We start from the raw sequence: 24,835 nt of genomic DNA, 5'->3' as shown, positions 1-24,835 counted from the left end.
ACTGGCGTCACTCGATGGATAGCCTTTGTGTGCACGGCCAAGAATTGGACCACGGCACAAGGAGAAACTCATGAGCAGGCTTCGCTTCGGGTATTTCATGGCACCGTTCCACGTCCCCGGACGTAATCCGACGGCAGCGTTGCAGCGCGATCTCGAACTGGTCGAACATCTCGACCGGTTGGGCTACGACGAGGCGTGGTTCGGTGAACATCACTCCGCCGGAAGCGAAATCATTGCATCACCGGAAATCATGATTGCCGCGGCATCGCAGCGGGCACCGCGAATCCGGTTCGGAACCGGCGTGACGTCGCTGTCGTATCACAATCCTCTGTGGGCAGCTGATCGAATCATGCAGTTGGACCATCTGACTCACGGTCGCACGATCTTCGGCGTCGGGCCCGGATCGTTGCCCACCGACTCGGCGATGATCGGACTCAATCCGACAGACACGCGAGAGTTGTTGCAGGAGAATCTCGACATCGTCGTTCGGCTGCTCCGTGGCGAGACGGTATCGGCAAAGACGCGCACTCACGAGTTGTTCGACGCGAAGCTGCAACTTGCCCCGTATTCGGAGAACGGTATCGAAATAACCGTTGCCGCAGTCGCTTCCCCGACCGGGCCACGACTGGCCGGCACACATGGTCTGGGTTTGCTGTCCATCGGTGCGACCCTGTCCGCCGACGGTTTCGATGCGCTGGCACATCATTGGAACGTGATGGAGGAGCGCGCAGAAGCCAACGGCACCACGGTGGACCGTCGCAGGTGGTCTCTGGCGGGGCCGTTCCACATCGCGGAAACCGAGGCGGAAGCGCGCAAGCAGGTGGAGTACGGAATCGAGGAGTGGTTCGACTACTTCCAGCACGTCGCGGCCTTCCCTCAGATGGCGGTCTCGGGGTCTCGTTTGAACGAGATGATCGACTTCGTCAACGAGGCGGGAATCGGCGTTATCGGCACGCCGGAGCAGGCTCGGCGTCAGGTGCAACGACTGTGGGATCAGTCCGGTGGATTCGGATGCATGCTGCAGATGGGACACGACTGGGCGAATCCGCAGGACACGCGTCGTTCGGCAGAGTTGTTCGCGCAGGAGGTCTTTCCCCATTTCCAGGGGCAGGCGCAGGCCACGTTGGATGCTGCGCAGCATGCACGGGACGTCCGGGAGGGACATGCCAAGGCGCAACTCGACGCGGTGGATCATATGACGAAGAAGTACGCCCAAGAGGTCGCAGACAAGGCCTGACGTGTACGTCAGGGTCGAGGAAGGCCGGGTCAGCGTCGAGGATGCCGGGAACCTACGGGACTTCCATGTCGAGGTGCCGTCGGACATGACCGAGCGTGAACTCGACGAGGTGCTGCGCGCCCGGGATTTCGGTTATGTGCGCGGTGCAAGCGCTTTCATTCTCACGAAGCGAATCGAGAACGCCGCGGCAGGCGTGGCGGAGATGATCGACTACGCCAGGAGTAAGGGCTGGATCGACGAGGACGGAAAAGCCTTGCAAGCCCACGTTGTTCGCACGTAGCGGCTTCTTTCAGACCATGTCTTTCTTCTGTAGCCATCGCAAGATGGGCCAACCGCAGAAGACGGGCAGCCAGCAGGTCAGCACGCGGTAGAGAAGGACCGACGGGACCGCAATGCTCGCGGGGAGTCCGAATGCCGTCAGGCCGCCGATGAGGGCGGCCTCGACGGCGCCGACGCCGCCGGGTGTCGGGGCGGCAGATGCAAGCGTTCCGCCGATCATGGTCACGATCGTGACGGTGATGAACGTTGTTCCGCCGCCGAACGCTTCGACGCTGGCCCACAGTGCCAATGCTGCGCCGAGAGTTGTTGCCGCACTTCCGCCGACGATGATGAGGAAGCGTGTGGGGTTACGTGCCAGCTGACTCAGTTCGCCGAGAACCTCGGTGATCTGTGGCTTGAGATCCTCGTTGAGCCAGCGCCGCAGTTTAGGGATGAACATGAATGCGCCCAGAATTCCCAGGGCGATGCCGCCGATGAGGGACAGCACTGTCGTTCCGGGGATGAAGTGCGACAGGTTGGCATCTCGGCCGGCCACGACGGAGAAGAAGATCAGCAGACCCACGTGGGTCACTACTTGAACCGTCTGTTGCAACGCAACTGCAGCTGTGGCTCGGACGGTTCCGAGTCCACCCTTCTGGAGGAAGCGAACACTCAGTGCCAGGCCGCCGACACCGGCCGGCGTGGTGGTGGCCGCAAACGTGTTGGCCACCTGCATGATCAGCAGATGCCGATAGCTGACCATCGACGACGCGCAGGCCCACAGCGCTGCGGCGGCACCGACATACGTCAGTGCTGAGACTCCGAGTCCCAGCAGTGCCCACCACCAGTTGGCGGTCTCGAGTTCGGACAGGAATGTCGGCACCTGAACCACGAACGGGTAAGCGACGTAGACCAAGCCGATGAGGAGCACCAGCTGGATGATCTGATTGCGACTGAATCGTGTGACCTGTGCCGGGGCGACTTTCTCGATGCCGTTCTTGGCGCCGACTTCGTCGCGGATCTCGGTCATCAGCGGGGTGGAATCGGGGATTCCCTTGCGGATTCGGTTCGGCATAGCTGAGGCGGTCAATCGTCCGGAAGCGGCAAGAATTGTTTCCGCGCCCTGGGTGCGGATAGCCGCGTCCACAGCCGACTCGACGCCGAACAGTGCTGCCGTGGTGAGGAGCAGCTGTGCGTTGTCCGATTGCATCTGCACGTCGGTAGCGCCGAATTCGGAGTAGGCGTAACCGCCGAACAGGACTCCGCCGCCGTCGATGTGGATCTCGGATGCGCGGAGGTCGCCGTGTGCCATCTGGTGGACGTGCGTCGTGTGCAGTGTCTGCCACAGTGTGTCGACAAGCTTGGTGGACGGACCGTCCGCGTCGAGATCCTCGGTTTTCTGATCCCGGGCAGCGACTGTGAGTGGGATCCCACGGGGAGTGGGGCGAGCGTACATTTCCCAGCCACGATCGAGTGGTGCGGTTGCCACTGCCTTGGAACTTGCGAGTCCGATGTCGGCAAACGCGATTCCCATCAACGCACGATGTTCGACGGCTCGGCGGAGCGACGCATGACGCGGCGGAGTCTCGCGATTGCGCAGGGAAATCCAGCGGAAAGTCTGCCGGATCACGCCGCTGCTGCGCTGATTCTGTCCGTACAGTTCGACGGTCAGATCCTCGCAGAGTTCGTCGTCGGGGACTTCGTCGACGGCTGCGGACAGTACGAGTGGGCCGAGACCTGAGGGGCTGACCACTCGGAACGCCGTGACCCGGTAGCCGCGTTTCGACAGCACACGCACTGCGGAATCGAGCGGAACTTCGAGAGCGGGTGTGCCGACCAGCAGGACGATGACGGCACCGATGAGATAACCGACGGCCAATCCGAGCATCGACCGGGCGGGCACGATCGCACTGACGACGAGGTGGATCGGCGCGAACAGCAGAAGCAAGGTCCACCAGACACGTCGCCACTTCTTTGCCAGCCACGGTCCGGACACGGTCAGAACGGCGGCCAGCATCGCGATCCAGCGGGGATCGTCGAGGAACTGGGACAGGAAGGTGGCGTCGAGGCGGTCGGGCACGTCGAGGTGCCATTTCGGGGCGGAGAGCCCGGTTCCGGTGAATGACAGCGCCACCAGCGCGCACATCGCCGCCGCGGCATACCCGGCAAACAGTTTCCAGCGTCTGCCGACGATCAGTTCGATGAGAATCGCGAACGGCAGAGCCAGGATAGAGAGGCCGTACAGCAGGTACACCGTGTCGGACAGGCTGGGCGAGAGAACACCGACGATGTTGGACACGGAGGTCTCGAGGGCGTCCCACTGACTACGGGTGATCAGCGAACCGGCGATCACACCGCCAAGGACTACCGCAGCAAATACGACGCGCATGATGTCGCTGGTTCTGCGTTGCAGCGGCGGCAGCAGACTTCCCGTTACCGGGATGTCCCGTCCGTCAACACGCATATCCTCAGAACTCTTCTCATGCAGGTATCGGCAGCCGTTGTGGTTACCTCGACTCAAAGTACCGTGCCGGCGTCAGTGCGCCGCAAGGCAGCGACGTGTTGTCCATCCGCGAGCAAGCACGTGTTGCCGCGCGTTCGCGGTAAATGCAGCAGAGATCGTACGTGGCCGGACATCAGAGCGTAAAATTCACATTCCGGATGCTCGACGGTAAGGAGCGCACCACTTATGAGTCCTGAGTCGAACGGTGTCGACGGTCGGGTTCCAGACTTGTCCGTCAAAGGCGCCAGAATCTCCGTGACCGAGGACTACGCGCACGAGATCGACGAGATTGCGAACCTGACGGACAAACTCGGTGGGCTGGAGCCTGCCGAATACACGGATGCCTGGAAACAGGGGTACCCGTACGAGAAGAAGATGTCGCGGCGGGAGTACGAGCGTAAGAAGCGCCGCCTCCAGATCGAATTGCTCAAGCTGCAGTTGTGGGCCAAGGAGACCGGTCAGAAGATTCTGATCATCTTCGAAGGGCGAGACGCGGCGGGCAAGGGTGGTTCCATCAAGCGGTTCACAGAACATCTCAATCCGCGTGGCGCGCGCGTCGTTGCCCTGGAGAAGCCGACCGATATCGAGCGCACACAGTGGTATTTCCAGCGGTACGTCGCGCATCTTCCGAGTGGCGGCGAAATCGTGATGATGGACAGGTCGTGGTACAACCGCGCCGGCGTCGAACGTGTGATGGGGTACTGCACGCCGACGCAGTATCTCGAATTCATGCGGGAAGCACCGGACTTCGAGCGGATGCTCGTCAACTCCGGGATTCACCTGCACAAGCTGTGGTTCTCGGTGAGCCGTGAGGAGCAGTTGGCGCGGTTCGCCGCCCGTCGAACCGACCCGGTGCGTCAGTGGAAGCTTTCACCCACCGACCTTGCCTCCCTGGACAAGTGGGACGACTACACCCAGGCCAAGGAGGCGATGTTCTTCTACACGGACACCGGCGACGCTCCGTGGACGGTGATCAAGAGCAACGACAAGAAACGCGCTCGGCTCGAGGCGATGCGTCACGTGCTCGCCTCCTTCGAATACCCCAACAAGGATCACCGGGTTGTGGGAATCCCGGATCCCCTGATCGTCGGACCGGCGTCAGCCGTCTTCGAAGAGGGCGAGCACGTCAACGTCGAGTTGCCGACCCTGGCCTAGGTCCGCCTGTTCAGATCGAACTGGCCTCCGCCCACAGATTGATGCCGCTCTCACGCGCGTGTCGATCGATGGAGGCGAGTTCGTCGGCGCTGAACTCGAGATTGTCGAGTGCTCCGACGTTGGCTTCGAGCTGCGGCACACTGGATGCTCCGATCAGCACCGAGGTGACGCGCGAATCGCGGAGCGCCCAGCTGAGCGCGAGTTGCGCCAATGACTGGCCACGACCACGGGCGATGGCGTCGAGGGCCCGGATGTGGGTCAGAGCATCGTCGGTGAGCCACGACGGGTCGAGTGATTTGCCTTGTGCCGCACGTGAATTCTCGGGGACGCCGTCGAGGTAGCGGTCGGTGAGCATTCCCTGGGCCAAGGGGGAGAACGCAATCACGCCGACGCCGAGTTCGTCGACAGTGGCGAGTAGATCCTGTTCGATCCAGCGGTTCAGCATCGAGTAACTCGGCTGGTGGATCAACAGCGGAACACCGGCTGCTTCGAGTAGTGCGGCGATCGCGCCGGTGCGCTCGGGGGAGTACGAACTGATCCCCGCATACAACGCCTTGCCCTGCTGGACGGCGCTGATGAGAGCTCCGGCAGTCTCCTCGATCGGGGTCTCCGCGTCGGGGCGGTGACTGTAGAAGATGTCGACGTAGTCGATACCGAGGCGGCTCAGCGACTGGTCGAGTGAAGCCAGCAGGTACTTGCGTGAACCGCCGAAACCGTAAGGGCCCGGCCACATGTCCCACCCGGCTTTCGACGAGATAATCAACTCGTCGCGATGGGATGCAAAGTCCTCCCGCAAGATCCGTCCGAAATTGGTTTCGGCACTGCCGTACGGCGGGCCGTAGTTGTTGGCCAGATCGAAGTGGGTGATGCCGAGGTCGAATGCGCGTCGTAGCACGGCCCGTTGGCGGTCGATGGGGACGTCGTCGCCGAAGTTGTGCCACAGGCCCAGTGAAATGGCGGGAAGCTTCAACCCGCTCTTGCCGGTACGACGGTAGGGCATGGTGTTGTAGCGATCGGGCTGCGCGACATACGGTTCGGACATTGTTCCTGCCTTCGATTCAGTGGTGCGTTGACAGATCCTTGAGTTCGATCAGCAGTCGTGCACCGCCCAACGGGCTGTCGTGGAACGATGTGCTGCCGCCGTGTATGGAGGCTTGCTGCGCTACCAGTGCAAGCCCCAACCCGGAACCGGTCTGACTCGCAGTGGACCCGCGGGTGAATCGCCCGAACACTGCTTCGCGCTCGTCTACCGGGATACCTGCCCCGTTGTCGTCGACGGTGATGGTGAACTCGGCGGGTGCGGCGGCCCGATAACTCAGCGTGATACGCACTTCGGTGGCACGGCCGTGCCGCACGGCATTGGTGATGGCATTGTCGAGAATCAGACGAATTCCACCTGGGAGTGCGTGAATGCGATACGGCACAGGCGAATCGGCGGCGTCGACGCTCACGCGCAGATCCGGATACAGGCGCATCGCCTCCTCGGCGGCGATATCGCACACTTCGATCAGATCGGTGTCCTTGAAGTCCTCGGACGTGGACAGTTCGCCCTTCGCAAGTCGCTCGAGGTCTCGCAGGGTCGATTCCACCCGGCCTTGAGCGCGGGCGAGATCAACCAGAATCTCTTGTCTCTGAGACTGGTTCAGATCAAGGGTGGACAGCACTTCGATATCTGTGCGCATTGCTGTCAGCGGAGTGCGTAGCTCGTGTGCGGCAGCGGAGGCAAAGTCGCGGGCAGTTGCCAACGCCGACGTCGTGGCAGCTTGTGCGCTGGCGACGTCCTTGAGCATCGACTCTGCTGCTGCCGCAAGCTCGTCCGCCTCTCGGATGCCGGAAACCTGCGTCGCGAGGTCCGGGTCGCGTCGGGCGATCCGGCGGGTCAATTCCACCAGCGGACGCACAGCGGGGCCGCCGAACAACCACCCAAGGGCGGCGGCAGCGGCCACGGCGCCCAGTCCGAAGAAGGCAACCTGACGTTGCTGTTCGACCGTGATGTCGCGAGCTTCTGCATACGGAACTGCCAGTGAGACAAGAGCGTTGATGCCTTCGGCTTTCGAGGTGTATGCGCGGTACTTGGTTCCGTCGACTTCGACGGTTTCCGAACCCGGCGGCAGTTCCGGCAACCGGGTGGGTGTGCTCGACATGACCGTTCCGTCGGTGGCGGTGCGGATCGTCACCGAGAACGCGCCGGCGTCCCCGAACGCTCCGAGGAACGGGCCGGCCGTCGCAGCGTTGGCCACGAGTACCGTCGACGCGGTTTCGAGGCGACGGTCCAACTGTGCCAGGTTGTTTCGTGCGATGGCCAACGCCACGACAGCCCCGAGTGCGAGGACGATGAACGTGGCCCCCAACGCGGCAGCGGCAGCTACTCGGATTCGGAGTGAGTATTGCCGAGGCTTCACGGATTTTCCCGCAGGACAAAACCGACACCGCGCACGGTGTGCAGCAGTCGCGGCGAGCCGCCCGACTCGAACTTGCGGCGAAGATATCCGATGAACACGTCAACGACGTTGGTGTCCGCGACGAAGTCGTACCCCCACACAAGTTCGAGGAGGCGTTCGCGGGTGAGAACGATGCCGGAATTGTGTGCGAGCACTTCGAGCAACTCGAATTCGCGTTTGGTCAACGGGACCTCACTGCCGTCGACGCGAACGCGTCGTCCGGACAGGTCGATGTCGAGATTGCCGACGCGCAAGGTGTTGGCGCCTTCGCCGCGGTCACTGGCCGGGGCATTGCTCCGCCTCAGCATTGCCCGGATCCGAGCGATCAGTTCGGCGAGGACAAAGGGTTTGACCATGTAGTCGTCGGCTCCGGATTCGAGTCCGGCAATCCTGTCGTCGACAGAATTTCGGGCACTCAGCACACAGATGGGGATTTCGTTGCCTGCAGCGCGTAGCGCGGTGACGACTCCGGTGCCGTCGAGTACCGGCATGTTGATGTCGAGAACCACCGCGTCAGGATGCTTGTTCGCGATCACACGGAGGGCGTCGGCGCCGTCGACCGCCGTCAGGACGGTGAATCCCGTAAGCCTCAATCCGCGTTCGAGGGAAGAGCGGACGTCGGCGTCGTCGTCGACCACGAGGATGAGCGGAGTGTCGGTCACCGCCCTATTGTGCCCGCGGGATTGTCAGATTTGGGGATCAGACCGGTAAATCGGTGCCGTCCGGTCGTAGACCGGCCATGAACACCGCGACCAACCTCGGGACCAGGTTCGGCATGGCCTCGTCGGACAGTTCGATTTGTGGGCGGGTCAGTTTGGCCAGGGCCATGACAAATTCGAGGGGTTGAAGATCGGCGCGGACCAGTCCGGCGCTCTGAGCGGCGCCGATTGTCGCGGTCATCTTCGCTTTCGTCACCTCGCGCACTGCCAGAACTTCGGGGGCCAACTCGGTGAAACTATGTTCCACCAGGGCAGGAATGAGCGCACCCAGGCGCAGTTCCACGAGCCGATCCACCAACGTGTGCCACGCGTTTGTCGGATCGGTTGGCATCGCTGTGAGGGCGATGTCCGCAGCCTCTCGGACGTCGGTCAGCGTCGCGACGGCGACCGCGGTCACCAGGTCCTCGCGCGTCGGAAAATTGCGATAGAGCGTGGCTATCCCCACTTTCGCTAGTTCTGCGACCGCGTCGAGGGGGGCGTCGTGCCCACGCTCGGTGAACACCGCTCGTGCGGCGTCGACTATTGCGTTCCTGCGTTCGCGTGCATCGGCTCGCACATTCACCTCCGGTATTGACAGTTCATCATAACCGGAGGAATATCTTCCACAAATAGTGGAGGAAAAACTTCCACTTAGGGAAGGTGATCATGAACGTCGAAGCTGAAGCACGGGATCGCAAGAAGCTGGTGGCCGTGGTGTTGGGCTTGTCCGCCGTGATCGGGCTGATGCTGCTCGCTTTCGTGCTGCCCTCGGTAAACAGTGGCCCGCACGAACTGAAGTTGGGCATCACCGGTCCAGTCCAGGCAACCACGCAGATCAGCGCCTCGCTCGAGGCGACCAAGCCGGGTGCCTTCGACACCCAGAACTTCGCCGATGTCGACTCCCTTCGCGACGCGATTCGCAATCGAGACGTGGTCGGCGGAATCGCCGTCGACGCGACCGGCCCTCACGTGCTGATCGCGACCGCCGGCGGTACGCCGATCGCTCAAACCCTGACCGGGGTGGCCAACGGCCTCTCGGAGGCTTCGGGGGCACAAGTGCCCGTCGAAGACGTTGTGCCGCTGACGGCGGACGATCCGACTGGTGCTGGGCTCACGGCATTGGCCCTGCCGCTGGTGTTCGGAGGAATCATGCCTGCTGTTGTTCTCGTGCAACTGTTTCCGCGCAGTATCGTCAAGCGAGTGCTGGGCGCCGTCGGCGTCGCGGTTGTCGCTGGTTTTGCACTGACTGCCATTCTGCAGTTCGGCACCAATAGCCTTGACGGAAACTACCTGCTCACCGCCCTAACGCTCACCGTGGGTATTTCGGCTATTTCGCTCCCCATTCTGGGGCTCGAATCGCTGCTCGGGATGAAGGGGTTCGCGTTAGGCGCCGTCACGATGATGTTCGTCGGCAATCCGCTCTCGGGGATGGCGACAACGGCGGCGTGGTTGCCTGCGGGTTGGGGTGCGTTGGGGCAACTGCTCCCGCCGGGCGCCGCAGGGGCATCAGTCCGCTCGATGGCCTTCTTCGACGGCAATGGAGCAGGCACACCACTACTGGTGCTGTTGTGCTGGATTGCTGCGGGGATTGCGCTGTGCGTTGCCGCTGGCCGGAAGAAGTCGTCGATGCCGGTAGCCGAACCAGAGGCTGTGCTGGTCTAGCGGGCGTGGGTTGCGTACGGGGTCAGGTCGGGAATCGGCCAGGCCCCGTCAACGCGTTCCACGGCGAGTTCGGCGACCACGGTGTCCTCGTCCATCGGTAGAGGTCGGAGAATTCGAGGCTTTCCGGCCTCCCGTTCGACGTCGATGCCCGCGGAGGTCAGAGCGTCCTCGTCGATGACGGCGACGATCAGCGGCAGGGTCAGGTCGCCGAACACCAGATCGAGCACCGAAGCGAGTGCGTCCGGGGTGGTTGCGCGAATGAATCCCGCCTCGTCGTAACTGATTCCGCGAGTGGAGACCTCATATTCACCGAAGCGCTTGCACGCTTCCCAATCGTCTGCGATTGCGACGTGGACGAGTCGTTGTCCGGTCATGGTGTGCTCCTGTAAGGTTCTAGTTAATGAAACGTCAACGTAGCATTAATTGCGTGGCACCGTAATGGGGGACTTGATGGAGCAACCTCGCCGACGAGGGAGAACCAGTGACGCCGAGCGCGCTGACCGGCGTAACGAAATCCTCGACGTCGCGGTCGACTCGTTTCGGGAAGTCGGCTTTGCGCGAACGACCATCGATGCGATTGCCACGGCGGCCGGCGTCGCCAAGCGCACCGTGTACAGCTACTTCGGCGACAAGTCTGCGGTGTTTGCAGCTGCCGTCGCACGTCAGCACTCGTACGTCGAGAATGCAGGCAGTGGCCAGTCCGACCTTCTCGCAGCAGCAGTGGATATCGTCGTCGCCTTGCACAGCGAAAATTCGATTGCACTGCACCGCATGATGATCGGTGAGGCATTGCAGTTCCCTGACCTGGCGGCAGCGTTCTACGAATCCGGCCCAGCCAAGTCGATTGCCTTCCTGGAAAAGATATTGCTGGATCAGCACGGTGAGGAGGCTGCGCTGTGCGCGGATCAGCTGTACACCTTGCTGCTCGGTGAGGAACACCGTCGGCGATTGCTCGGGCTCGCCTCCGAACCGACACCCGAGAAAGTTGGGCAACTTGCTGCTCGGGCGATGGGGTGCGTTCTGGGATCTGATCGGTAGGCTCGACGGAGTGAGCAACTCTGTGGTCTGGTTTCGACGCGATCTGCGGGTAGGTGACCTTCCTACCCTGAGTGCGGCTTCGGATGCCGGCGGTGAGGTGTTGGGGCTGTTCGTTCTCGACGAGAAACTGCTCGGACCGGCAGGGTCACCCCGCCAGGATCAACTGTTCGCCAACTTGACGGCGCTCGATCAGCAACTCGACGGACGATTGATGGTTGTTCGAGGTGATCCGGCGGACGTGGTGCCTCGTGTAGCGGAATCCGTTGGCGCCGAAGAAGTTCACATCAGTGCCGACTACGGACCGTACGGCCGGCGGCGCGACGCTGCAGTGGCGGAGCAGGTGGAGTTGATCGCGACCGGTTCTCCGTACGCCGTAGCGCCCGGACGCGTCACCAAGGCCGACGGTGATCCGTACAAGGTGTTCACGCCGTACTTCCGTCAGTGGATGGAACACGGTTGGCGGGGCCCCGCGTCGACCGATACGCAGACCGTTCGTTGGTTCGATCCGAGCGGCAAGGACGGTGGCCCGCGCCGGGTGAAGATTCCCGTGCCATCCGGCTCCGTCAGTGATTTCGTCGGTGAGGCCGGTGCGCTCGAGCAGTGGAAAGAATACTGCGAGAACGATCTTGACCGGTACGACGACGAACGCAATCGGCCCGATCTCGACACCACCAGCCGGATGTCGATTCCGCTCAAGTACGGCACGATCCATCCGCGAACCATGTTGGCAGATCTGTCCAAGCGACTCGGCGACGGCGCTCAGGCTTATCGTCGCCAGCTGGCCTGGCGAGACTTCTACGCAGACATCCTGTTTCAACGCCCCGACAGTGCACGGAAGAACTACGACAACAAGTTCGACCGCTTACGTCACGACGGTGGAGCCGACACAGACGCCGTCTTCACCGCCTGGTGTGAGGGCAAGACAGGTTTCCCGATCGTCGATGCGGGCATGCGGCAACTCGCGGCCGAGAACTGGATGCACAATCGGGTGCGAATGATCGTCGCGTCCTTCCTGGTGAAGGACCTGCACATTCCGTGGTGGCGTGGCGCGCGATTCTTCATGTCGCATCTGGTGGACGGTGACTTGGCGTCCAACCAGCACGGGTGGCAGTGGACCGCGGGGTCGGGCACGGATGCCTCGCCCTTCTTCCGCGTCTTCAACCCGATCACGCAGGGAGAGAAGTTCGATCCCGACGGCACATACGTCCGTCGGTGGGTCCCCGAACTCCGCGATGTTCCTGGTAAAGCTGTCCACTCACTGAAAGCGATGCGCCCGGTCGACTATCCGGATCCGATTGTCGACCACGCGCTCGAACGTGAAGAAGCCCTGCGGCGTTACGGCGAGATCAAGGTGGAGTGAAACCGTCGATCGATCGCTGCCGAAAGAACCAGCAGGGAGAAAATCTACTCGTGAATGGATGGCTTCGAGACTTTGCGTTCTCCGGTCATCAACAGTCCGACCAGCGCGGCGGCCGCGAGAATCATGACAAGTGCCCCATAGCCGCGCGTCGTATCCACCAAGCCCACCTTGCCGACCAGATAGCCGGCCAGCAATGCCGGAAGGCTGTTGGCCAGGTATGCGATGACGTACACGGTGGACAACAGACCCGCGCGTTCGTGGTTCTCGGCGAGCGGCATGACAGTGAGGATGGTTCCCTGGAACCCCGCTCCGAAGCCGATGCCCGCAACGGCCGTACCGGCCAGAATCAGTACCGCAGAGGATGTTTCAGCGCCGACGAGTGTGACGGCCACCCCGAGCACCAGTGCTGTGGTTCCGATCAGCATCACAGTCCGGCCACCGAGTGTGCGGAAGGTGAGCACTGCGGCCGCTCCGAATCCCGTCAGCGTTGCGACCATGACGGCGCCGATGAGAGAGCTGTGAACGTCGAGTGCGTTGCGCGCCAACGCCGGTCCGAGTGAGAGGTAGAACCCGCCCAACGCCCAGACCGCGATCAGGCACGGTGCGGTCAACGCGATCATCGTGCGTGCTTGGCGGGGAACGGCAAGGGTGGGGCGTAGTGACTCCCAGGCTCCAGGCCGTCCACCCGAGGTTTCCGGCGCGGCCCACACTCCGAGGATTTCGAGAACGACCAGTACGAGGAGAACCAGGTAGACAGTGCTGGTGGGCCGAGGGAGGTGCTCGCTGATGAGACTCGAACCCACCGCGCCGACGGCAAGGCCCACCGTCGGGGCGACGCTGTTGATGATGGACCCGCGGCCGGGAGTGCGTTCGAGGTCGATCAACGCAGAACCCAAAGCGCTGATTGCTGCGCCGGTGGCAACACCCTGTACGACGCGGGCGATCAGTAGGATCGCCAAGCCGTCGGCCGAGGCGAACAACACGAGCGAGACTGCCTCGAGAGCGAGCGCTCCGAGCAGGACCGGACGTCGGCCGATGTGATCCGACAAGGACCCGGCGGTCAGGAGTGTGGCGAGTAGTGCGAGGGCGTAGATGCCGAAGACGAGCGTCGACGCGAGCGAGGAGAATCCCCACATCTGTTGGTAGTGCTCGTACAGGGGCGTCGGGGTCGCGGATGCGCCCAGGAACGTGGCGATGATGACGGCGATGAGTGTGAAAGCTGCTCCTCGACCGAGACGCAGGCGTGCGGTGCTCTCGGTCGGTGATGAAACGGTCGTTGTCATTGTCGTGGCGCTCCCGTGCGGGTGGTGAAGACATAAACGCAAATACTTTGCGTTTGGGACGCTACGCTGGGCGATGTCCTAATGCAACATCTTTGCGTTAGGATTGGATTCATGAGTCCGTCCGCAGTTCCGCGCCCCGGTGGCCGCAGCGCGCGCATCCAACAGGCTGTGCACGCGTCGGCGCGCAAGTTGTTGGAACAGCGCGATCGAGCAGAGATCACGGTGCCGATGATCGCGACCGACGCGGGCGTGACCCCGTCGACCATCTATCGACGGTGGGGCGACATCAACGAAGTCTTTGCGGACGTTTCGATCGAGAGGCTGCGCCCCGATGCCGATCCGCGTGAAACGGGTTCGCTCCGAGGGGATCTGACAGTCTGGGCGCAGGAGTACCTCGAGGAGATGTCCGCGCCGGTCGGTCGTGCGTCGCTGCGAGATGTGCTCATGAGCGACGATCAAACGCACGCACCAGATGGCACCAAGAAATTCAAGTGCGCCTTCTTCTGCCGTACGCAGATCGATGTGATACTCGCGCGTTGGCCGGAAGCTGTTGCAGTGGATGGTGATTCGTTGGTGGATCATGTAGTGGCGCCGATCATCTACCGAATTCTGTTCGACCTCGAACCGGTCTCGCCGCAACGAGTCGCGGAATTGGTAGACCAGGCGCTTGCCCTCGAGGCGCGGGTCGCTACGGAGTGACGCGCGTGAGTGATTTTCGAAGAATCTGCTAGCCCCAACCGAGAAGCAAGCGGCGTGCAGATTCCAGTGTTGCTGTCGCCTGGGCTGTATCAACTCGCGCCAGTACGAGCGCGCTTACGGTGCAGGACAGAAGAATTCGGGTTCGGTCCTCGAGGGTGGCGGCCGTAGCGCTCGGGAATGAGGCTTGTAACCCACTGTCGATCGCGTCGGAGAGTTCTTGCCGGTAGCTGCGAATCACAGCCGCGACGGCGTCGTCGTGCGCGCCGATTCCCGCTGCTGCGTTGAGTAGCAGGCACCCGCGTCTGGGTGAATCAGGTGTCATGGTTGTGATGGCGCCGCGCAGGGAGGTGAGGTAGCGCTCAACCGCGTCGGGCGTCGGATTGTCGGTCAGGCCGCGCAGGCGCGGGCGGATGACGTGTTCGAGGTACATCTGCACCGCCGCGTCGAATACGCCGCGCTTGTTGCCGAACGAGTTGTAGAGGCTCGACCGACTCAAGCCGGTTGCCGTTTCGAGGTCGGTGAGCGACGTTCCTTCGTATCCGCGAGCCCAGAACACATCCAACGCTGCGGCAATCGCGCTGGTGGTATCGAACTCCTGTGACCGGGCCATCAAAAGCCACCCCTTTCTGTATCGTTCGGTCCAGTATATATTGGACCGAACGATACAGAATTCACCGAAACTCAGGAGTCCACCGATGAACGTCGCCGGCTACATCTTCGCCGCACTGGCCGCAGTTGTGCACGTCTACATTTTTGTCCTCGAATCGATCCTCTGGACGGCGCCGAAGACCCGCGCCACATTCGGTGTGAAGTCGGAGGAAGAAGCGCTGACAACAAAGCCGCTGGCGTTCAACCAGGGCTTCTACAACCTTTTCCTGGCGATCGTCTCGGTGATCGGCATTGTCGTCGCAGCAACAGGTTCGGCGTCAGTGGGAATCGCGCTTGTTCTCGCGGGAACCGGGTCGATGGTTGCGGCGGGTCTTGTCCTGATCCTGTCTTCGCCGGACAAAGCGCGCGCCGCGGTCGTTCAGATGCTGTTCCCGGCTATCGCAGTGATCTTGTTGGTGATCCACCTGCTGTAAGGGTGGGACGGTCGGGATGGGTAAAAGATCCGATCCGGTTCGATAATAGGTGGTGAGAGGCTTGCCGCGTTTGTCCGAATCTGAAAAAATACCGCCGATTGGCGCGCACTTTTCCGAGAATGCTTCTATCCTGGTCTTGGGTTTGTTGCGCATCCCACACAAGAGTTTCCTACTTCAGACGAGGAGCGCCTATGAGGTTGCCGACTACTTGTTCTGTTGCTACGAAGGCTTGATCAAGCCGAGAATTGCCCCTGCCGGATGGTGCTCGAGACCCATCCGGCAGGGGCAATTTTGTGTGCCTAGCCGCCTAGCCGCCGGCGAACTTTTCCGACGTGCCCAGGTCGATGGGCAACGCGATACCGGTGATTCCGCGTCCGGCAGGTCCCACCAGATAGAACACCGCGTCGGCGATCACCTCGGGATCCACCCACGGATGCGGCAGGAGATTCAGCTTCGACATGATGGGCGCGGTGTCCTCGAGAACCGGGTTTTCCAGATCTGGCCGGAATGCTCGAACCATGGGTTCGTTGTCGATCATCGTGGTGCGCACGTTGCCCGGGTGCACTGAATTGACCCGGATGTCGGCCCAGCCGAGCTCGTTGGCCAATGACTTCGCCAATCCGCGGACGGCATGTTTGGACGCCGAGTAGTGGGCGATGCCCGGCACGCCCCGCAGGCCCGCCATGGAACTGATCAGCACAATTGATCCGCCTCGGTTGCCACTCATGATGTGGGGGATTGCGACCTTTGTGGTCAACCAGACGCCGGTGACGTTGATGTCCATCAATTCACGGAATTCTTCCGGGCTCAGATCCCACGACAACTTCGCTGATGCGGCAATACCGGCATTGGCGATGACGATGTCGAGTCGGCCGAACTTCTCGACACCGGCATCGACCGCTGCTTTGAGCGCGTCATGATCACGGGTATCGGCGACGGAGGCGGAGATGCGTCGGCCCTGCGCCTCTACCAATTTGACGGTCTGAGCCAGGTCCGCCTCGGTAGCCATGTCGTATCCGGCTGTCGCGACCGGTGAGCACAGATCCACTGCGATGATGTCTGCGCCCTCGGACGCGAGGCGCACGGCGTGTGCGCGGCCCTGACCGCGGGCCGCTCCGGTAATGAATGCGACCTGTCCGTCCAATGTGCCCATGTTGAATCCCCTGCCCGTGTGACTACCTGAAACCTAGAACATGTTCATCTTGCGGGTTCTGGCGGTGCCGGGCAGGGGAACCGGAAAATTTGTTATCCGCGAAGGAGTTTCGTCAGATCTTCGAGGACGGTCGCGTCCTCGATGGTGGATGGCACTGTGTACTCCTCGTTGTCGGCGATCTGGCGCATGGTCTTGCGCAGAATCTTGCCGGAACGAGTCTTCGGTAGGGCGCCCACCACCGTTACGTCGCGGAACGTGGCGACGGCACCGATCTGATCGCGGACCCGGGCGACCAGTTCTTTGCGCAGCGTCTCTGGATCGATGTCGACGCCGGACTTGAGTACGACGTAGCCGCTGGGACGCTGTCCCTTGAGTTCGTCGTGGATGCCGATGACGGCGCATTCCGCGACTGCGGGATGGCCTGCGACAACAGCTTCCATGCTGCCGGTCGAGAGGCGATGGCCCGCAACGTTGATCACGTCGTCACTGCGGCCGAGGACGAATACGTAGTTGTCCTCGTCGATGTAGCCGGAATCGCCGGTGAGGTAGTAACCGTCGAAGGTGGAGAGATAGGACTTGACGTAGCGATCGTCGTCGCGCCACAGTCCGGCGAGTGTGCCGGGAGGAAGGGGGAGACCGATCACGATGTTGCCCTCGGTGCCTGCCTCGACGAGTTCGCCCTTGCCGTCGACGATTTCGACGCGATAGCCGGGGCACGCGACGGTGGGGGAACCGGCCTTGATCGCCATGGGTTCGAGGCCACGAAGGTTTGCGCAGATCGCCCACCCGGTTTCGGTCTGCCACCAGTGATCTATGACCGGACGGTCGAGAACGCGGGTCGCCCATTCGTACGTGTCGGGGTCGAGGCGCTCACCGGCGGCAAACAGGGTATCGAGCGACGAGATGTCGTACTTGGCAATCTCTTTCGCGTCGGGATCGGCTTTGCGGACAGCGCGGATTGCTGTCGGCGCGGTGAACAGCGCCGAGACCTTGTACTCGGAAATGATGCGCCAGAACGCGCCGGCATCCGGCGTTCCGACGGGCTTGCCCTCGTACATGACCGTCGTGGCTCCCGCGAGCAGCGGGCCGTAGACGATGTACGAGTGGCCGACCACCCAGCCGACGTCGGACGCCGTCCACCACACCTGGCCAGGGGAGATGTTGTAGAGATTCTTCATCGTCCAGGTCAAGGCAACAGCGTGTCCGCCGTTGTCGCGCACAACGCCCTTGGGCTTACCCGTGGTGCCCGAGGTGTAGAGGATGTAGAGCGGATCGGTAGCGGCGACAGAGACCGGAGCAGCCGGCGTCGTGTCGGAGATCAGCTCGTCCCAGTCGAACCACGCTGCGCCACTGGACTTGTAATCGGCCGCCGAACCCGGAATCTGCTCACGATTTTTCACGATGACGGTGTGCGCCGGTGTCGCGGAAAGCTGCAGAGCCTTCTCCACCATCGGCAGATATTCGATGGTGCGGCCCGGCTCGAGGCCACCAGACGCGGTCACCAGGACAACCGGGCCGGCGTCGTCGATACGAGTTGCGAGTTCCTTCGCGGCAAAACCGCCGAACACCACCGAGTGCACTGCGCCGATGCGCGCACAGGCCAGCATCGCAATTGCTGCTTCGGGGATCATCGGCATGTAGATGATGACGCGATCGCCCGCCACAACACCTTGGTCGCGAAGCACACCGGCAAACAGTGACACCTGCTCGAGCAGTTCCGAGTACGTGTACGTGGCCTTGGTGGGGACCATCGCGGAGTCGAAGATCAGTGCGGTCTGATCGCCGCGGCCGTCACGGACGTGGCGATCGAGAGCATTGAAGCTCGTGTTCAGCGATGCGCCCGGAAACCAGCGGTAGACGGGCGCCGCGGAATCGTCGAGAGCTGAAGTGGGAGCCACATCCCAGTCGACTGCCTGCGCAGCGTCGAGCCAGAACTTTTCCGGCTGGTCCATGCTCTCGCGGTACGCGTCGGCATAGGTGGTGTGGGACGCCGGCTGGCTCTCGCTCATCGATGTGGGTCCTTTCCTCAACTTCGGAACATCTGTGACGGGAAACACCTTAGGCCAGGTAGGGGACAGATTGGGGCTGAGGATGGCCGGGAAGGTTCCTTTGCGCTGGACGGGCTCGATTTGTCGGTCAGTGGCGGGTTTCGAGCGCGGGGTCAGGAGCCGGCGCGAGTTCTGCCTCCTCGCGTCGAATCGTGACGCGGAGTACGGCGAGCAGGAACAGTGAGAGAACAAATCCGGTGAGGGCGCCGAACTGATCTTGGGCAAACAGGAACACCTGCGTCACGAGAAGGTTGACGACGATGGAAGCCCGCAGCAGTCGCAACGCGCGTAGGTAGCGTCCGCGGAACAGGAACCACACACCGAGAATGACCAGGATTCCGGCGGTAATACTCGACAGCAGAACCACAAGATCGGAGATGTCCTGCGCGATGATCTCTTCGTCGGTCACAAACGCGACGACGACGCTGATCACTGCGCTGAGTGCGTCCAGGACAAAGATTGCCAGCACGACACGGCGGACTATTCGATGACCGACAAAGGCGTCGAGGCGGGCCGAGACCGAGTTGCGCCACTGTGTGATCCGCGATTCGATACCGTCGCCGGTGGGGGTGTGTGAGTGCAGACCAGCCCTGATCGAACCGGCCAAGTCGGCAAGCGTGGGGTCGCGGACTCCGTCGAGAACGCGCAGTGCGTGGTTGTAGTGAACGGTATCCAGTTGTCCGAGAGCAAGATCCGACAGCGCTCGCGCGCCGATGGACAGTCGATGGCGGTCGTTCATGCCGCGCCGGATCACCACTTCACGCGCTACCAGGTAGAACAGAACAAAGACGACGTACATGATGGCAATGGCGGGTTGGTAGAAGTAGTTGACGTCGGACGTGACGAACTTGCCGATCTCGTCGATGAACAACCCGAATCCGATGCCGCCGATCAGCGATGCGCGGTCGCGGATTCGACTGCCTTCCGTGATGGCTGTCATGACGATCGCGACCGCCATCAGTAGTCCGCCCCACAGAACATGCGCGATATGCAGTGCACCGCCGCCGATCTGGGGATATCCCATGGCAGCGAGGTAGGCGCGGGTGATGAGCACCGTGGCAATCGAGGCGAAGAGGAACACTTCGAAGCGCGCCAGCGCGGCGCGGTCGTAGCTGTGCGTCAGTACGTTCGGATCGGTCGCCTTCGGATTCACCGGGGTACCCCCAAATTACGATAGCGAGAGATCCGCGCAGAGGTTCTGTCGACGGTGGATTCAGTTGCCAGCAGGGCGAGTTCGTGAGAGATTGCCGCCCCGACGCGTTTGGAGAACTCGACGGGTTCGTCTGCCGCATCGGGCCGTTCGGGGATGATGGCGTCGACGATGCCGTCACGTAGAAGGTCCGACGATCGAATTCCCTGGGCCGCGGCCATCTGCGGAGCATGGGTGATGTCGCGATGCACGATCGCACTGGCGCCTTCGGGTGGCAGTGGGGCGAGCCAACCGTTCTGTGCGGCCAACACCCGATCAGCCGGCAGAAGCGCCAATGCGCCGCCGCCAGTGCCCTGACCGAGAAGCACCGAAACCGTGGGCGTCTTAAGCATCACGAGATCTGCTATGCAGCGGGCGATTTCGGGAGCCAGTCCGCGTTCTTCAGCTTCTTTGGACAGCGATGCTCCGAGCGTGTCGATCACGAGAACCAAGGGAAGTTGTAGTTCTTCCGCCAGTTTCATGCCGCGTCTCGCCTCACGCAGGGCCGCAGGCCCCATGGTGTTCTGCGTTGACTGCCCACTGCGATCCTGCCCGAGCAGGATGCAGGGGTAACCCCGGAACCTGGCGAGCGAGAGCAGGATCGTCTTGTCGGTCTCACCTTGGCCCGTGCCACTGAGCGGTACCTGTTCGGTGGCAGCATGGCGCAGTAGTTGCCGGATACCCGGACGGTCTGCGCGGCGGGACAGCATCACCGACTGCCAGGCCGGAACGTCGGGGATTTCGGGAACATCTGCGGATTCGGGTGCTGACGGCGCCGGGGGATCGCTGATAACACACAGTGCTCGATTGACCAGCAGGCGAAGACGTTCGACGGGCACAACACCGTCGATGACGCCGTTGCGGTACAGATTTTCCGACGTTTGAATGCCCTCGGGGAACTTTTCGCCGTACAGCGACTCGTAGACACGTGGTCCGAGAAAGCCCACCAGTGCGCCTGGTTCGGCAATGGTGATGTGACCAAGCGATCCCCAAGAGGCAAATACGCCACCGGTGGTGGGGTTGCGCAGGTAAACCAGATACGGCAGATGTGCCCCCTTGTGGAGTGCAACAGCCGCGGCGATCTTGACCATCTGCACGAAGGCAACGGTGCCCTCCTGCATCCTGGTTCCGCCGGACGTGGGGGAGGCCAGGAGCGGAAGTTGTTCTGCCGTGGCACGTTCGACGGCCGCCGTGATTCGTTCCGCTGCGGCGACGCCGATCGAGCCCGCGAGAAAGCTGAAATCGCAGGCGATTACCGCGACCCGACGCCCACGAACGGTGCCGACGCCGGTAGTTACCGACTCGTCGGCACCGCTCTTTTCCCGAGCTTTGGCAAGGTCTGCGGCGTACTCCGGGCCGGGATGGACGTCGAGCGGCGCCACGTCCCAGGAGGCGAAGCTCCCTGGATCGAGTACCTGCGCCAGTAATTCCTCGGCCGAGATTCGCACAACACCCTCCGTATCAGGTAAGCACCTTCGCTGCGGACGAACCTACGGGGCGAAGTGCGTGAGTGTGAAACCGGATCAGCGGCCGAAGGCTTCCTTCCACGAGACGACCTTGCCGATGCGAAGGATGGAGCGCTGGTAGATCTTTGCCGCGATCATCGAGAAGATGACGGTCACAGTCACCATCAGCACGATGGTGCCCACGATCTGGAATGGCGTTGCCACACCCGCAGCGATCCGTAGCGGCATGAGGATGGCGGAGAACGGCGGAATCCAACTGAGAACGTTGCTCAGAGTTCCGTCCGGATTTCCGACGGTGGAGAACGCGATACCGAACATCGCCACGATGAGTATCACCAGTGGTGCGGCTGTGGCATTGACGTCTTCCTGCCGCGACACCATGGAACCCGCGGCGGCATAGAGAACGGCAAAGAATGCGAACCCGAGAATGAACCAGCCGATGGTGCCGATCAGCACGCCGATCGCGGTTCCGGTCACAGTCAGAAGCCCGGTTGCCAGGCCCGTGCCAACTCCGGCTATCGCGTACGCGGCCAGCTGGAGTAGTCCAACCGCACCGATTCCGAGTACCTTGCCCCACAGCAACTGCAACGGACGAAGCGTCGAAAGTAGCAGTTCGACAACACGACTCGACTTTTCCTCCACGACACCCATTGCCACGTAGGTGCCGAACAACATGATCTGCATGTACAGCAGCGCCACCGCTGCAACGGACAGCGCGATGCGCTGACCCTGCTCGGGGTCTGGCGGATCGAGAGTATCGACGGTGACCGTGGCGGCTGCCGTTGCGTCGGCAAGCTGCGCCGGATCGACTCCCGCCTCGGTCAGCGCGGTCGATTGCGCTTGCTGGGCAACGGAACTCTCGACAACCACTCGCAGGTTGGTGTCGATTTCCTTGTTCGTGACGACGGTGACGCTACCGCCGTCGCCCGGTACGACTGCGAGGTCGAGGTTTCCGTCCTTCACGTCGGTGCGGGCTGCTTGCTCGTCGCTGTACTCCTTCACCTCTACCGGAGTTCCGATCGCGTCGCCGGTGGTGACAAGAGTCTGCGAGAGCGACTGATCGCCCACCACACCGATCGTGGACTTGCTGTCGTCACCGCCGGAGAACAGCGAGATGCCGATGATGCCACCGACAATCGCGATCAGAATGATGATGTTGCTGATCAGGAAACTCTTTTTGGCTATCTGCGTGGTGAATTCGCGCCGCGCGACCAACCCCACAGCGCGGGCCCCACTCAACTGTGTACTCACGCTGCAACCACCTCGCGGAACAGATCGGTCAACGACGGGCGTCGACGGGTGAATTCGTGAACCGGGCCCGTTTTCAGAGCAGCGTGCAGGATCTGCTGATCGTCAGCGGTGGCGTCGACGCTCAGGAGCGTCCGTCCACCGCCGTGGCTGATTGCCGAGACGCCGATGAGGTGATCGGCCCAGCCGGCGGGAGCGTCGGGCGCATGCACTTCGAGCTGGGCATTTCCCTTACCGCGCAACTCGTTCACTGTTCCGATCTCGCGCATACTGCCCCGGCTGATGATGCCCACACGATCACACAGGCGCTCCACCAGTTCGAGTTGGTGGCTGGAGAATATGACGGGCACGCCCGTGCGCGCCTTTTCGACCAGGACTTCACTCATGACGTCGACAGCTACCGGGTCCAAACCCGAAAAGGGTTCGTCCAGCACCAGTACCGCGGGATCGTGAACCAGTGCGGCGGCGAGTTGCACACGTTGCTGATTGCCCAGCGACAACGAGTCGACGGTGTCCTTGACTCGACCGGCGATGTCCAAGCGTTCCGTCCAGCGCTCTGTTGCCGCCCGTGCGTCAGCCTTGGACAGGCCGTGTAATTCTGCGAGGTAGGACAATTGGGTGCCCACCTTCATTTTCGGATACAGTCCACGTTCTTCCGGCATGTACCCGATGGTGCGGCGCACATCGAGGTCGACAGGTTTGCCGCCGAGCCGGACCTCCCCGGAGTCGGCCGCAAGCACACCGAGGGCGATGCGCATGGTTGTCGTCTTTCCGGCGCCGTTACTGCCGACAAACCCGAAGATCTCCCCTGGATGCACCTCGAAGCTGAGGTTGTCGAGCGCAACGACGTCGCCGTAGCGTTTCGAAATGCCGTCGATCGTGAGGGTGGCTGGCATGGTTCCTTCCCATAGGTCGAAATGTTCTACTGCGGTCAGTCTGTGTCGCCAGGTTCCGGATCGGGTTGCGTCCAGGCAATGATCATCGCCGGTGTACATGCGCCGATCAGCATCGCGGTGATTGCCATCCCACCTCCCGAGTACGCCAGTCTCTCTACATTCCACCCCACTGTCGAGGTGAAAATCAGGAATATCGCGACAATGAAGACCAACGTTTGGGTTACGGTCAGCGCGATCGAGCGGGCACTGTTGCGCTGCTGGATCTCCCATTCGTCCAGCGCATCACGTGGCGCGTCGCCCTGACGCCCTGAGACCACTTGCACAGATGTCCACAGGGGCAGAAATATGAATGTAAGCGGCACCCAGAGCAGGGGAGCCACCGTGGTGTTGAAAAGAAAAGCGACTGCCAAGACGATCATCGCGGTGAATACGACGCCGAGCGCGGTCACGAGCACCCGTCGGCGCCGACGGGTGCGCCACTTCGGCAACCAATGCCGGAAAGTTTCCTCTTGCTGCAGGAACTGTCTGGTGCGGCGCGCCTGGTAGCGGTCGATCAGATTTAGTTCAATCAGATTCGTTTGGGACACTGGTCTTTTCGCTCCCTTCGGTGATCCGGCCCGGTCGGTAGACCTCGGTGGACAGGGGGCCGAACTCCGCGCGGGAGAACACCGCTTCCACCGGGAGGTCGAACACGTCGCAGATGCGGAACGCGAGATCCAGGCTGGGGTAGTGGTCGCCGCGCTCGAGCGCGCCGACGGTCTGGGGATTTACATCGACAAGGTGTGCCAGCTGCGCCCGAGTCATCTTTCGCTCGGCACGAAGTACACCGATGCGATTGAAGATGGGGAGCGAGGCTCCCCGCCGGACTGGGCTCATGCATCAAAGTGTTGTAAAAACCCAACGTTTTATCAAGGATTCTGCATCCCGAAGTCATGCCGGCATGTGCCGATCGGATTAGGGTTTGCGATATGGCTACGGATGAATTGGTGCTCGAGAAGTCCCACGTTGTGATTCAGGTGCTCGAGGACGGCAGCTACAGCGTGGGGTCGCAAGGCCGGGACGAGGTCTGGCACGCGCCGATGGAAAAAGGTGCCGTCGTCGGCATCGGGCAGCACACGCCCGGCGACGTCGAGGGTGAATCGTGGTGGGTGGTGTACGGGCAATCCGATGCGCAGGCCGACGTGACGGTTCGCCTCGAGGACGGTTCCCACGTTCCGGTACTGCGCATCGGCGACATCTTCGTTTGTGAATGGGTGAGTGTGCCGCAGCGGGCGTTGCTCTATCGATCGGATCGTCCGGTGGAGTCTCAGCCGACCAACTTGTCGGTGCTCTTTGCCCGTCCGCGGTTCATGCCCAACGCGCCGTTCCCGGAGAACGATCGCCTGTAGAGAGTGTTACGGTACGTACTGTACCGTTTAG

At 62.1% G+C, this 24,835-nt stretch carries 25 protein-coding genes; 9 read left to right on the top strand and 16 right to left on the bottom strand.

Annotation, left to right across the window (positions count from 1 at the left end):
* Positions 1 to 70: 70 nt before the first annotated feature.
* A complete protein-coding gene (locus EEB13_RS23560; RefSeq protein WP_141486395.1) occupies positions 71 to 1,237 on the top strand; it encodes an LLM class flavin-dependent oxidoreductase in 1,167 nt (388 codons plus the stop codon).
* A 1-nt stretch (position 1,238) separates the two neighbouring features.
* Positions 1,239 to 1,517, top strand: a complete 279-nt coding sequence (locus EEB13_RS23555) for a hypothetical protein (protein WP_141486394.1) — start codon at positions 1,239 to 1,241, stop codon at positions 1,515 to 1,517.
* A 9-nt stretch (positions 1,518 to 1,526) separates the two neighbouring features.
* On the opposite strand, the gene EEB13_RS23550 is transcribed toward EEB13_RS23555, so the two are convergent.
* Positions 1,527 to 3,959, bottom strand: coding sequence for a YbhN family protein (locus tag EEB13_RS23550; protein WP_033234118.1), 2,433 nt, complete (start codon positions 3,957 to 3,959; stop codon positions 1,527 to 1,529).
* Positions 3,960 to 4,184: 225 nt separating this feature from the next.
* Here EEB13_RS23550 and ppk2 point away from each other — a divergent pair, with 225 nt between their 5' ends.
* A complete protein-coding gene (gene ppk2, locus EEB13_RS23545; protein WP_261984627.1) occupies positions 4,185 to 5,153 on the top strand; it encodes a polyphosphate kinase 2 in 969 nt (322 codons plus the stop codon).
* Positions 5,154 to 5,163: 10 nt separating this feature from the next.
* On the opposite strand, the gene mgrA is transcribed toward ppk2, so the two are convergent.
* Genes mgrA through EEB13_RS23525 form a run of 4 tightly spaced genes read right to left on the bottom strand, consistent with a single transcriptional unit; the run spans position 5,164 to position 8,869 of the window.
* Entirely contained in the window at positions 5,164 to 6,195 is a 1,032-nt protein-coding gene (gene mgrA, locus EEB13_RS23540) for an L-glyceraldehyde 3-phosphate reductase (RefSeq protein WP_116102174.1), read from the bottom strand.
* A 16-nt stretch (positions 6,196 to 6,211) separates the two neighbouring features.
* Positions 6,212 to 7,555: a sensor histidine kinase gene (locus tag EEB13_RS23535; protein ID WP_033234119.1), complete on the bottom strand. Its 1,344-nt coding sequence runs from the start codon at positions 7,553 to 7,555 to the stop codon at positions 6,212 to 6,214.
* Positions 7,552 to 8,256 (bottom strand): response regulator transcription factor, encoded by a 705-nt coding sequence (locus tag EEB13_RS23530; RefSeq protein WP_033234120.1) that lies wholly within the window; start codon positions 8,254 to 8,256, stop codon positions 7,552 to 7,554. The genes EEB13_RS23535 and EEB13_RS23530 overlap by 4 nt, the downstream gene beginning before the upstream one ends.
* 37 nt (positions 8,257 to 8,293) lie before the next feature.
* Entirely contained in the window at positions 8,294 to 8,869 is a 576-nt protein-coding gene (locus EEB13_RS23525) for a TetR/AcrR family transcriptional regulator (RefSeq protein ID WP_033234121.1), read from the bottom strand.
* An 89-nt stretch (positions 8,870 to 8,958) separates the two neighbouring features.
* Between EEB13_RS23525 and EEB13_RS23520 the strand changes: the two genes are divergently transcribed.
* On the top strand, positions 8,959 to 9,954 hold the full coding sequence (locus tag EEB13_RS23520; protein WP_045069791.1) for a hypothetical protein: 996 nt from the start codon (positions 8,959 to 8,961) through the stop codon (positions 9,952 to 9,954).
* Here EEB13_RS23520 and EEB13_RS23515 read toward each other — a convergent pair.
* Positions 9,951 to 10,328, bottom strand: coding sequence for a DUF952 domain-containing protein (locus EEB13_RS23515; protein WP_033234122.1), 378 nt, complete (start codon positions 10,326 to 10,328; stop codon positions 9,951 to 9,953). The two genes, EEB13_RS23520 and EEB13_RS23515, sit on opposite strands and share 4 nt — an antisense overlap.
* Before the next feature lie 76 nt (positions 10,329 to 10,404).
* Between EEB13_RS23515 and EEB13_RS23510 the strand changes: the two genes are divergently transcribed.
* Both EEB13_RS23510 and EEB13_RS23505 read left to right on the top strand, forming a co-directional pair.
* Positions 10,405 to 10,992, top strand: coding sequence for a TetR/AcrR family transcriptional regulator (locus EEB13_RS23510; RefSeq protein ID WP_141486393.1), 588 nt, complete (start codon positions 10,405 to 10,407; stop codon positions 10,990 to 10,992).
* A 10-nt stretch (positions 10,993 to 11,002) separates the two neighbouring features.
* A complete protein-coding gene (locus EEB13_RS23505) occupies positions 11,003 to 12,352 on the top strand; it encodes a cryptochrome/photolyase family protein (protein WP_141486392.1) in 1,350 nt (449 codons plus the stop codon).
* A gap of 44 nt (positions 12,353 to 12,396) precedes the next feature.
* Here the strand turns inward: EEB13_RS23505 and EEB13_RS23500 are convergent, their stop codons facing one another.
* Positions 12,397 to 13,635, bottom strand: coding sequence for an MFS transporter (locus EEB13_RS23500; protein ID WP_141486391.1), 1,239 nt, complete (start codon positions 13,633 to 13,635; stop codon positions 12,397 to 12,399).
* 111 nt (positions 13,636 to 13,746) lie between these two features.
* Here EEB13_RS23500 and EEB13_RS23495 point away from each other — a divergent pair, with 111 nt between their 5' ends.
* A complete protein-coding gene (locus EEB13_RS23495; RefSeq protein WP_141486390.1) occupies positions 13,747 to 14,334 on the top strand; it encodes a TetR/AcrR family transcriptional regulator in 588 nt (195 codons plus the stop codon).
* A 28-nt stretch (positions 14,335 to 14,362) separates the two neighbouring features.
* Here the strand turns inward: EEB13_RS23495 and EEB13_RS23490 are convergent, their stop codons facing one another.
* Positions 14,363 to 14,944: a TetR/AcrR family transcriptional regulator gene (locus EEB13_RS23490; RefSeq protein WP_141486389.1), complete on the bottom strand. Its 582-nt coding sequence runs from the start codon at positions 14,942 to 14,944 to the stop codon at positions 14,363 to 14,365.
* A gap of 85 nt (positions 14,945 to 15,029) precedes the next feature.
* On the opposite strand from EEB13_RS23490, the gene EEB13_RS23485 reads away from it, so the two are divergent.
* Positions 15,030 to 15,416, top strand: a complete 387-nt coding sequence (locus EEB13_RS23485; protein ID WP_033234126.1) for a DUF1304 domain-containing protein — start codon at positions 15,030 to 15,032, stop codon at positions 15,414 to 15,416.
* 307 nt (positions 15,417 to 15,723) lie between these two features.
* Here EEB13_RS23485 and EEB13_RS23480 read toward each other — a convergent pair whose 3' ends face one another.
* The 8 genes from EEB13_RS23480 to EEB13_RS23445 all read right to left on the bottom strand — a co-directional run bounded on the left by EEB13_RS23480 (position 15,724) and on the right by EEB13_RS23445 (position 24,292).
* Positions 15,724 to 16,569, bottom strand: a complete 846-nt coding sequence (locus EEB13_RS23480; protein ID WP_033234127.1) for a mycofactocin-coupled SDR family oxidoreductase — start codon at positions 16,567 to 16,569, stop codon at positions 15,724 to 15,726.
* Between the two features lie 92 nt (positions 16,570 to 16,661).
* Complete coding sequence (locus EEB13_RS23475) at positions 16,662 to 18,578, bottom strand: propionyl-CoA synthetase (RefSeq protein WP_033234128.1); 1,917 nt, start codon at positions 18,576 to 18,578, stop codon at positions 16,662 to 16,664.
* 127 nt (positions 18,579 to 18,705) lie between these two features.
* On the bottom strand, positions 18,706 to 19,770 hold the full coding sequence (locus EEB13_RS23470; RefSeq protein WP_261984626.1) for a hypothetical protein: 1,065 nt from the start codon (positions 19,768 to 19,770) through the stop codon (positions 18,706 to 18,708).
* Complete coding sequence (locus EEB13_RS23465; protein WP_141486388.1) at positions 19,767 to 21,254, bottom strand: acetyl-coenzyme A carboxylase carboxyl transferase subunits beta/alpha; 1,488 nt, start codon at positions 21,252 to 21,254, stop codon at positions 19,767 to 19,769. The genes EEB13_RS23470 and EEB13_RS23465 overlap by 4 nt, the downstream gene beginning before the upstream one ends.
* 75 nt (positions 21,255 to 21,329) lie before the next feature.
* The gene (locus EEB13_RS23460) at positions 21,330 to 22,523 is read right to left on the bottom strand and encodes an ABC transporter permease (RefSeq protein WP_141486387.1); all 1,194 of its coding nucleotides are present in this window, start codon (positions 22,521 to 22,523) and stop codon (positions 21,330 to 21,332) included.
* Entirely contained in the window at positions 22,520 to 23,416 is an 897-nt protein-coding gene (locus tag EEB13_RS23455) for an ABC transporter ATP-binding protein (protein ID WP_033234131.1), read from the bottom strand. Before EEB13_RS23455 ends, EEB13_RS23460 begins: the two co-directional genes overlap by 4 nt.
* A gap of 35 nt (positions 23,417 to 23,451) precedes the next feature.
* The gene (locus tag EEB13_RS23450; protein ID WP_033234373.1) at positions 23,452 to 23,988 is read right to left on the bottom strand and encodes a hypothetical protein; all 537 of its coding nucleotides are present in this window, start codon (positions 23,986 to 23,988) and stop codon (positions 23,452 to 23,454) included.
* Positions 23,981 to 24,292 (bottom strand): helix-turn-helix transcriptional regulator, encoded by a 312-nt coding sequence (locus EEB13_RS23445; RefSeq protein WP_033234132.1) that lies wholly within the window; start codon positions 24,290 to 24,292, stop codon positions 23,981 to 23,983. Before EEB13_RS23445 ends, EEB13_RS23450 begins: the two co-directional genes overlap by 8 nt.
* A gap of 92 nt (positions 24,293 to 24,384) precedes the next feature.
* Between EEB13_RS23445 and EEB13_RS23440 the strand changes: the two genes are divergently transcribed.
* Complete coding sequence (locus EEB13_RS23440) at positions 24,385 to 24,804, top strand: hypothetical protein (protein ID WP_045069090.1); 420 nt, start codon at positions 24,385 to 24,387, stop codon at positions 24,802 to 24,804.
* Positions 24,805 to 24,835: the final 31 nt, after the last annotated feature.

The sequence above is a fragment of the Rhodococcus sp. WS3 genome (genome assembly GCF_003797085.1).
GTDB lineage: Bacteria > Actinomycetota > Actinomycetes > Mycobacteriales > Mycobacteriaceae > Rhodococcus_F > Rhodococcus_F globerula.
The sequence above is the reverse complement of the archived record's forward strand: the minus strand, read 5'-3'. Positions and strand labels throughout refer to the sequence as shown.

What these genes read in the sequence shown, in the direction of transcription:
- EEB13_RS23560 (WP_141486395.1), top strand. Translation starts at nt 71, where the DNA reads ATGAGCAGGCTTCGCTTCGGGTATTTCATGGCACCGTTCCACGTCCCC.
- EEB13_RS23550 (WP_033234118.1), bottom strand. Translation starts at nt 3,959, where the DNA reads ATGCGTGTTGACGGACGGGACATCCCGGTAACGGGAAGTCTGCTGCCG.
- ppk2 (WP_261984627.1), top strand. Translation starts at nt 4,185, where the DNA reads ATGAGTCCTGAGTCGAACGGTGTCGACGGTCGGGTTCCAGACTTGTCC.
- mgrA (WP_116102174.1), bottom strand. Translation starts at nt 6,195, where the DNA reads ATGTCCGAACCGTATGTCGCGCAGCCCGATCGCTACAACACCATGCCC.
- EEB13_RS23520 (WP_045069791.1), top strand. Translation starts at nt 8,959, where the DNA reads ATGAACGTCGAAGCTGAAGCACGGGATCGCAAGAAGCTGGTGGCCGTG.
- EEB13_RS23515 (WP_033234122.1), bottom strand. Translation starts at nt 10,328, where the DNA reads ATGACCGGACAACGACTCGTCCACGTCGCAATCGCAGACGATTGGGAA.
- EEB13_RS23510 (WP_141486393.1), top strand. Translation starts at nt 10,405, where the DNA reads ATGGAGCAACCTCGCCGACGAGGGAGAACCAGTGACGCCGAGCGCGCT.
- EEB13_RS23500 (WP_141486391.1), bottom strand. Translation starts at nt 13,635, where the DNA reads ATGACAACGACCGTTTCATCACCGACCGAGAGCACCGCACGCCTGCGT.
- EEB13_RS23495 (WP_141486390.1), top strand. Translation starts at nt 13,747, where the DNA reads ATGAGTCCGTCCGCAGTTCCGCGCCCCGGTGGCCGCAGCGCGCGCATC.
- EEB13_RS23490 (WP_141486389.1), bottom strand. Translation starts at nt 14,944, where the DNA reads ATGGCCCGGTCACAGGAGTTCGATACCACCAGCGCGATTGCCGCAGCG.
- EEB13_RS23485 (WP_033234126.1), top strand. Translation starts at nt 15,030, where the DNA reads ATGAACGTCGCCGGCTACATCTTCGCCGCACTGGCCGCAGTTGTGCAC.
- EEB13_RS23480 (WP_033234127.1), bottom strand. Translation starts at nt 16,569, where the DNA reads ATGGGCACATTGGACGGACAGGTCGCATTCATTACCGGAGCGGCCCGC.
- EEB13_RS23475 (WP_033234128.1), bottom strand. Translation starts at nt 18,578, where the DNA reads ATGAGCGAGAGCCAGCCGGCGTCCCACACCACCTATGCCGACGCGTAC.
- EEB13_RS23455 (WP_033234131.1), bottom strand. Translation starts at nt 23,416, where the DNA reads ATGCCAGCCACCCTCACGATCGACGGCATTTCGAAACGCTACGGCGAC.
- EEB13_RS23445 (WP_033234132.1), bottom strand. Translation starts at nt 24,292, where the DNA reads ATGAGCCCAGTCCGGCGGGGAGCCTCGCTCCCCATCTTCAATCGCATC.
- EEB13_RS23440 (WP_045069090.1), top strand. Translation starts at nt 24,385, where the DNA reads ATGGCTACGGATGAATTGGTGCTCGAGAAGTCCCACGTTGTGATTCAG.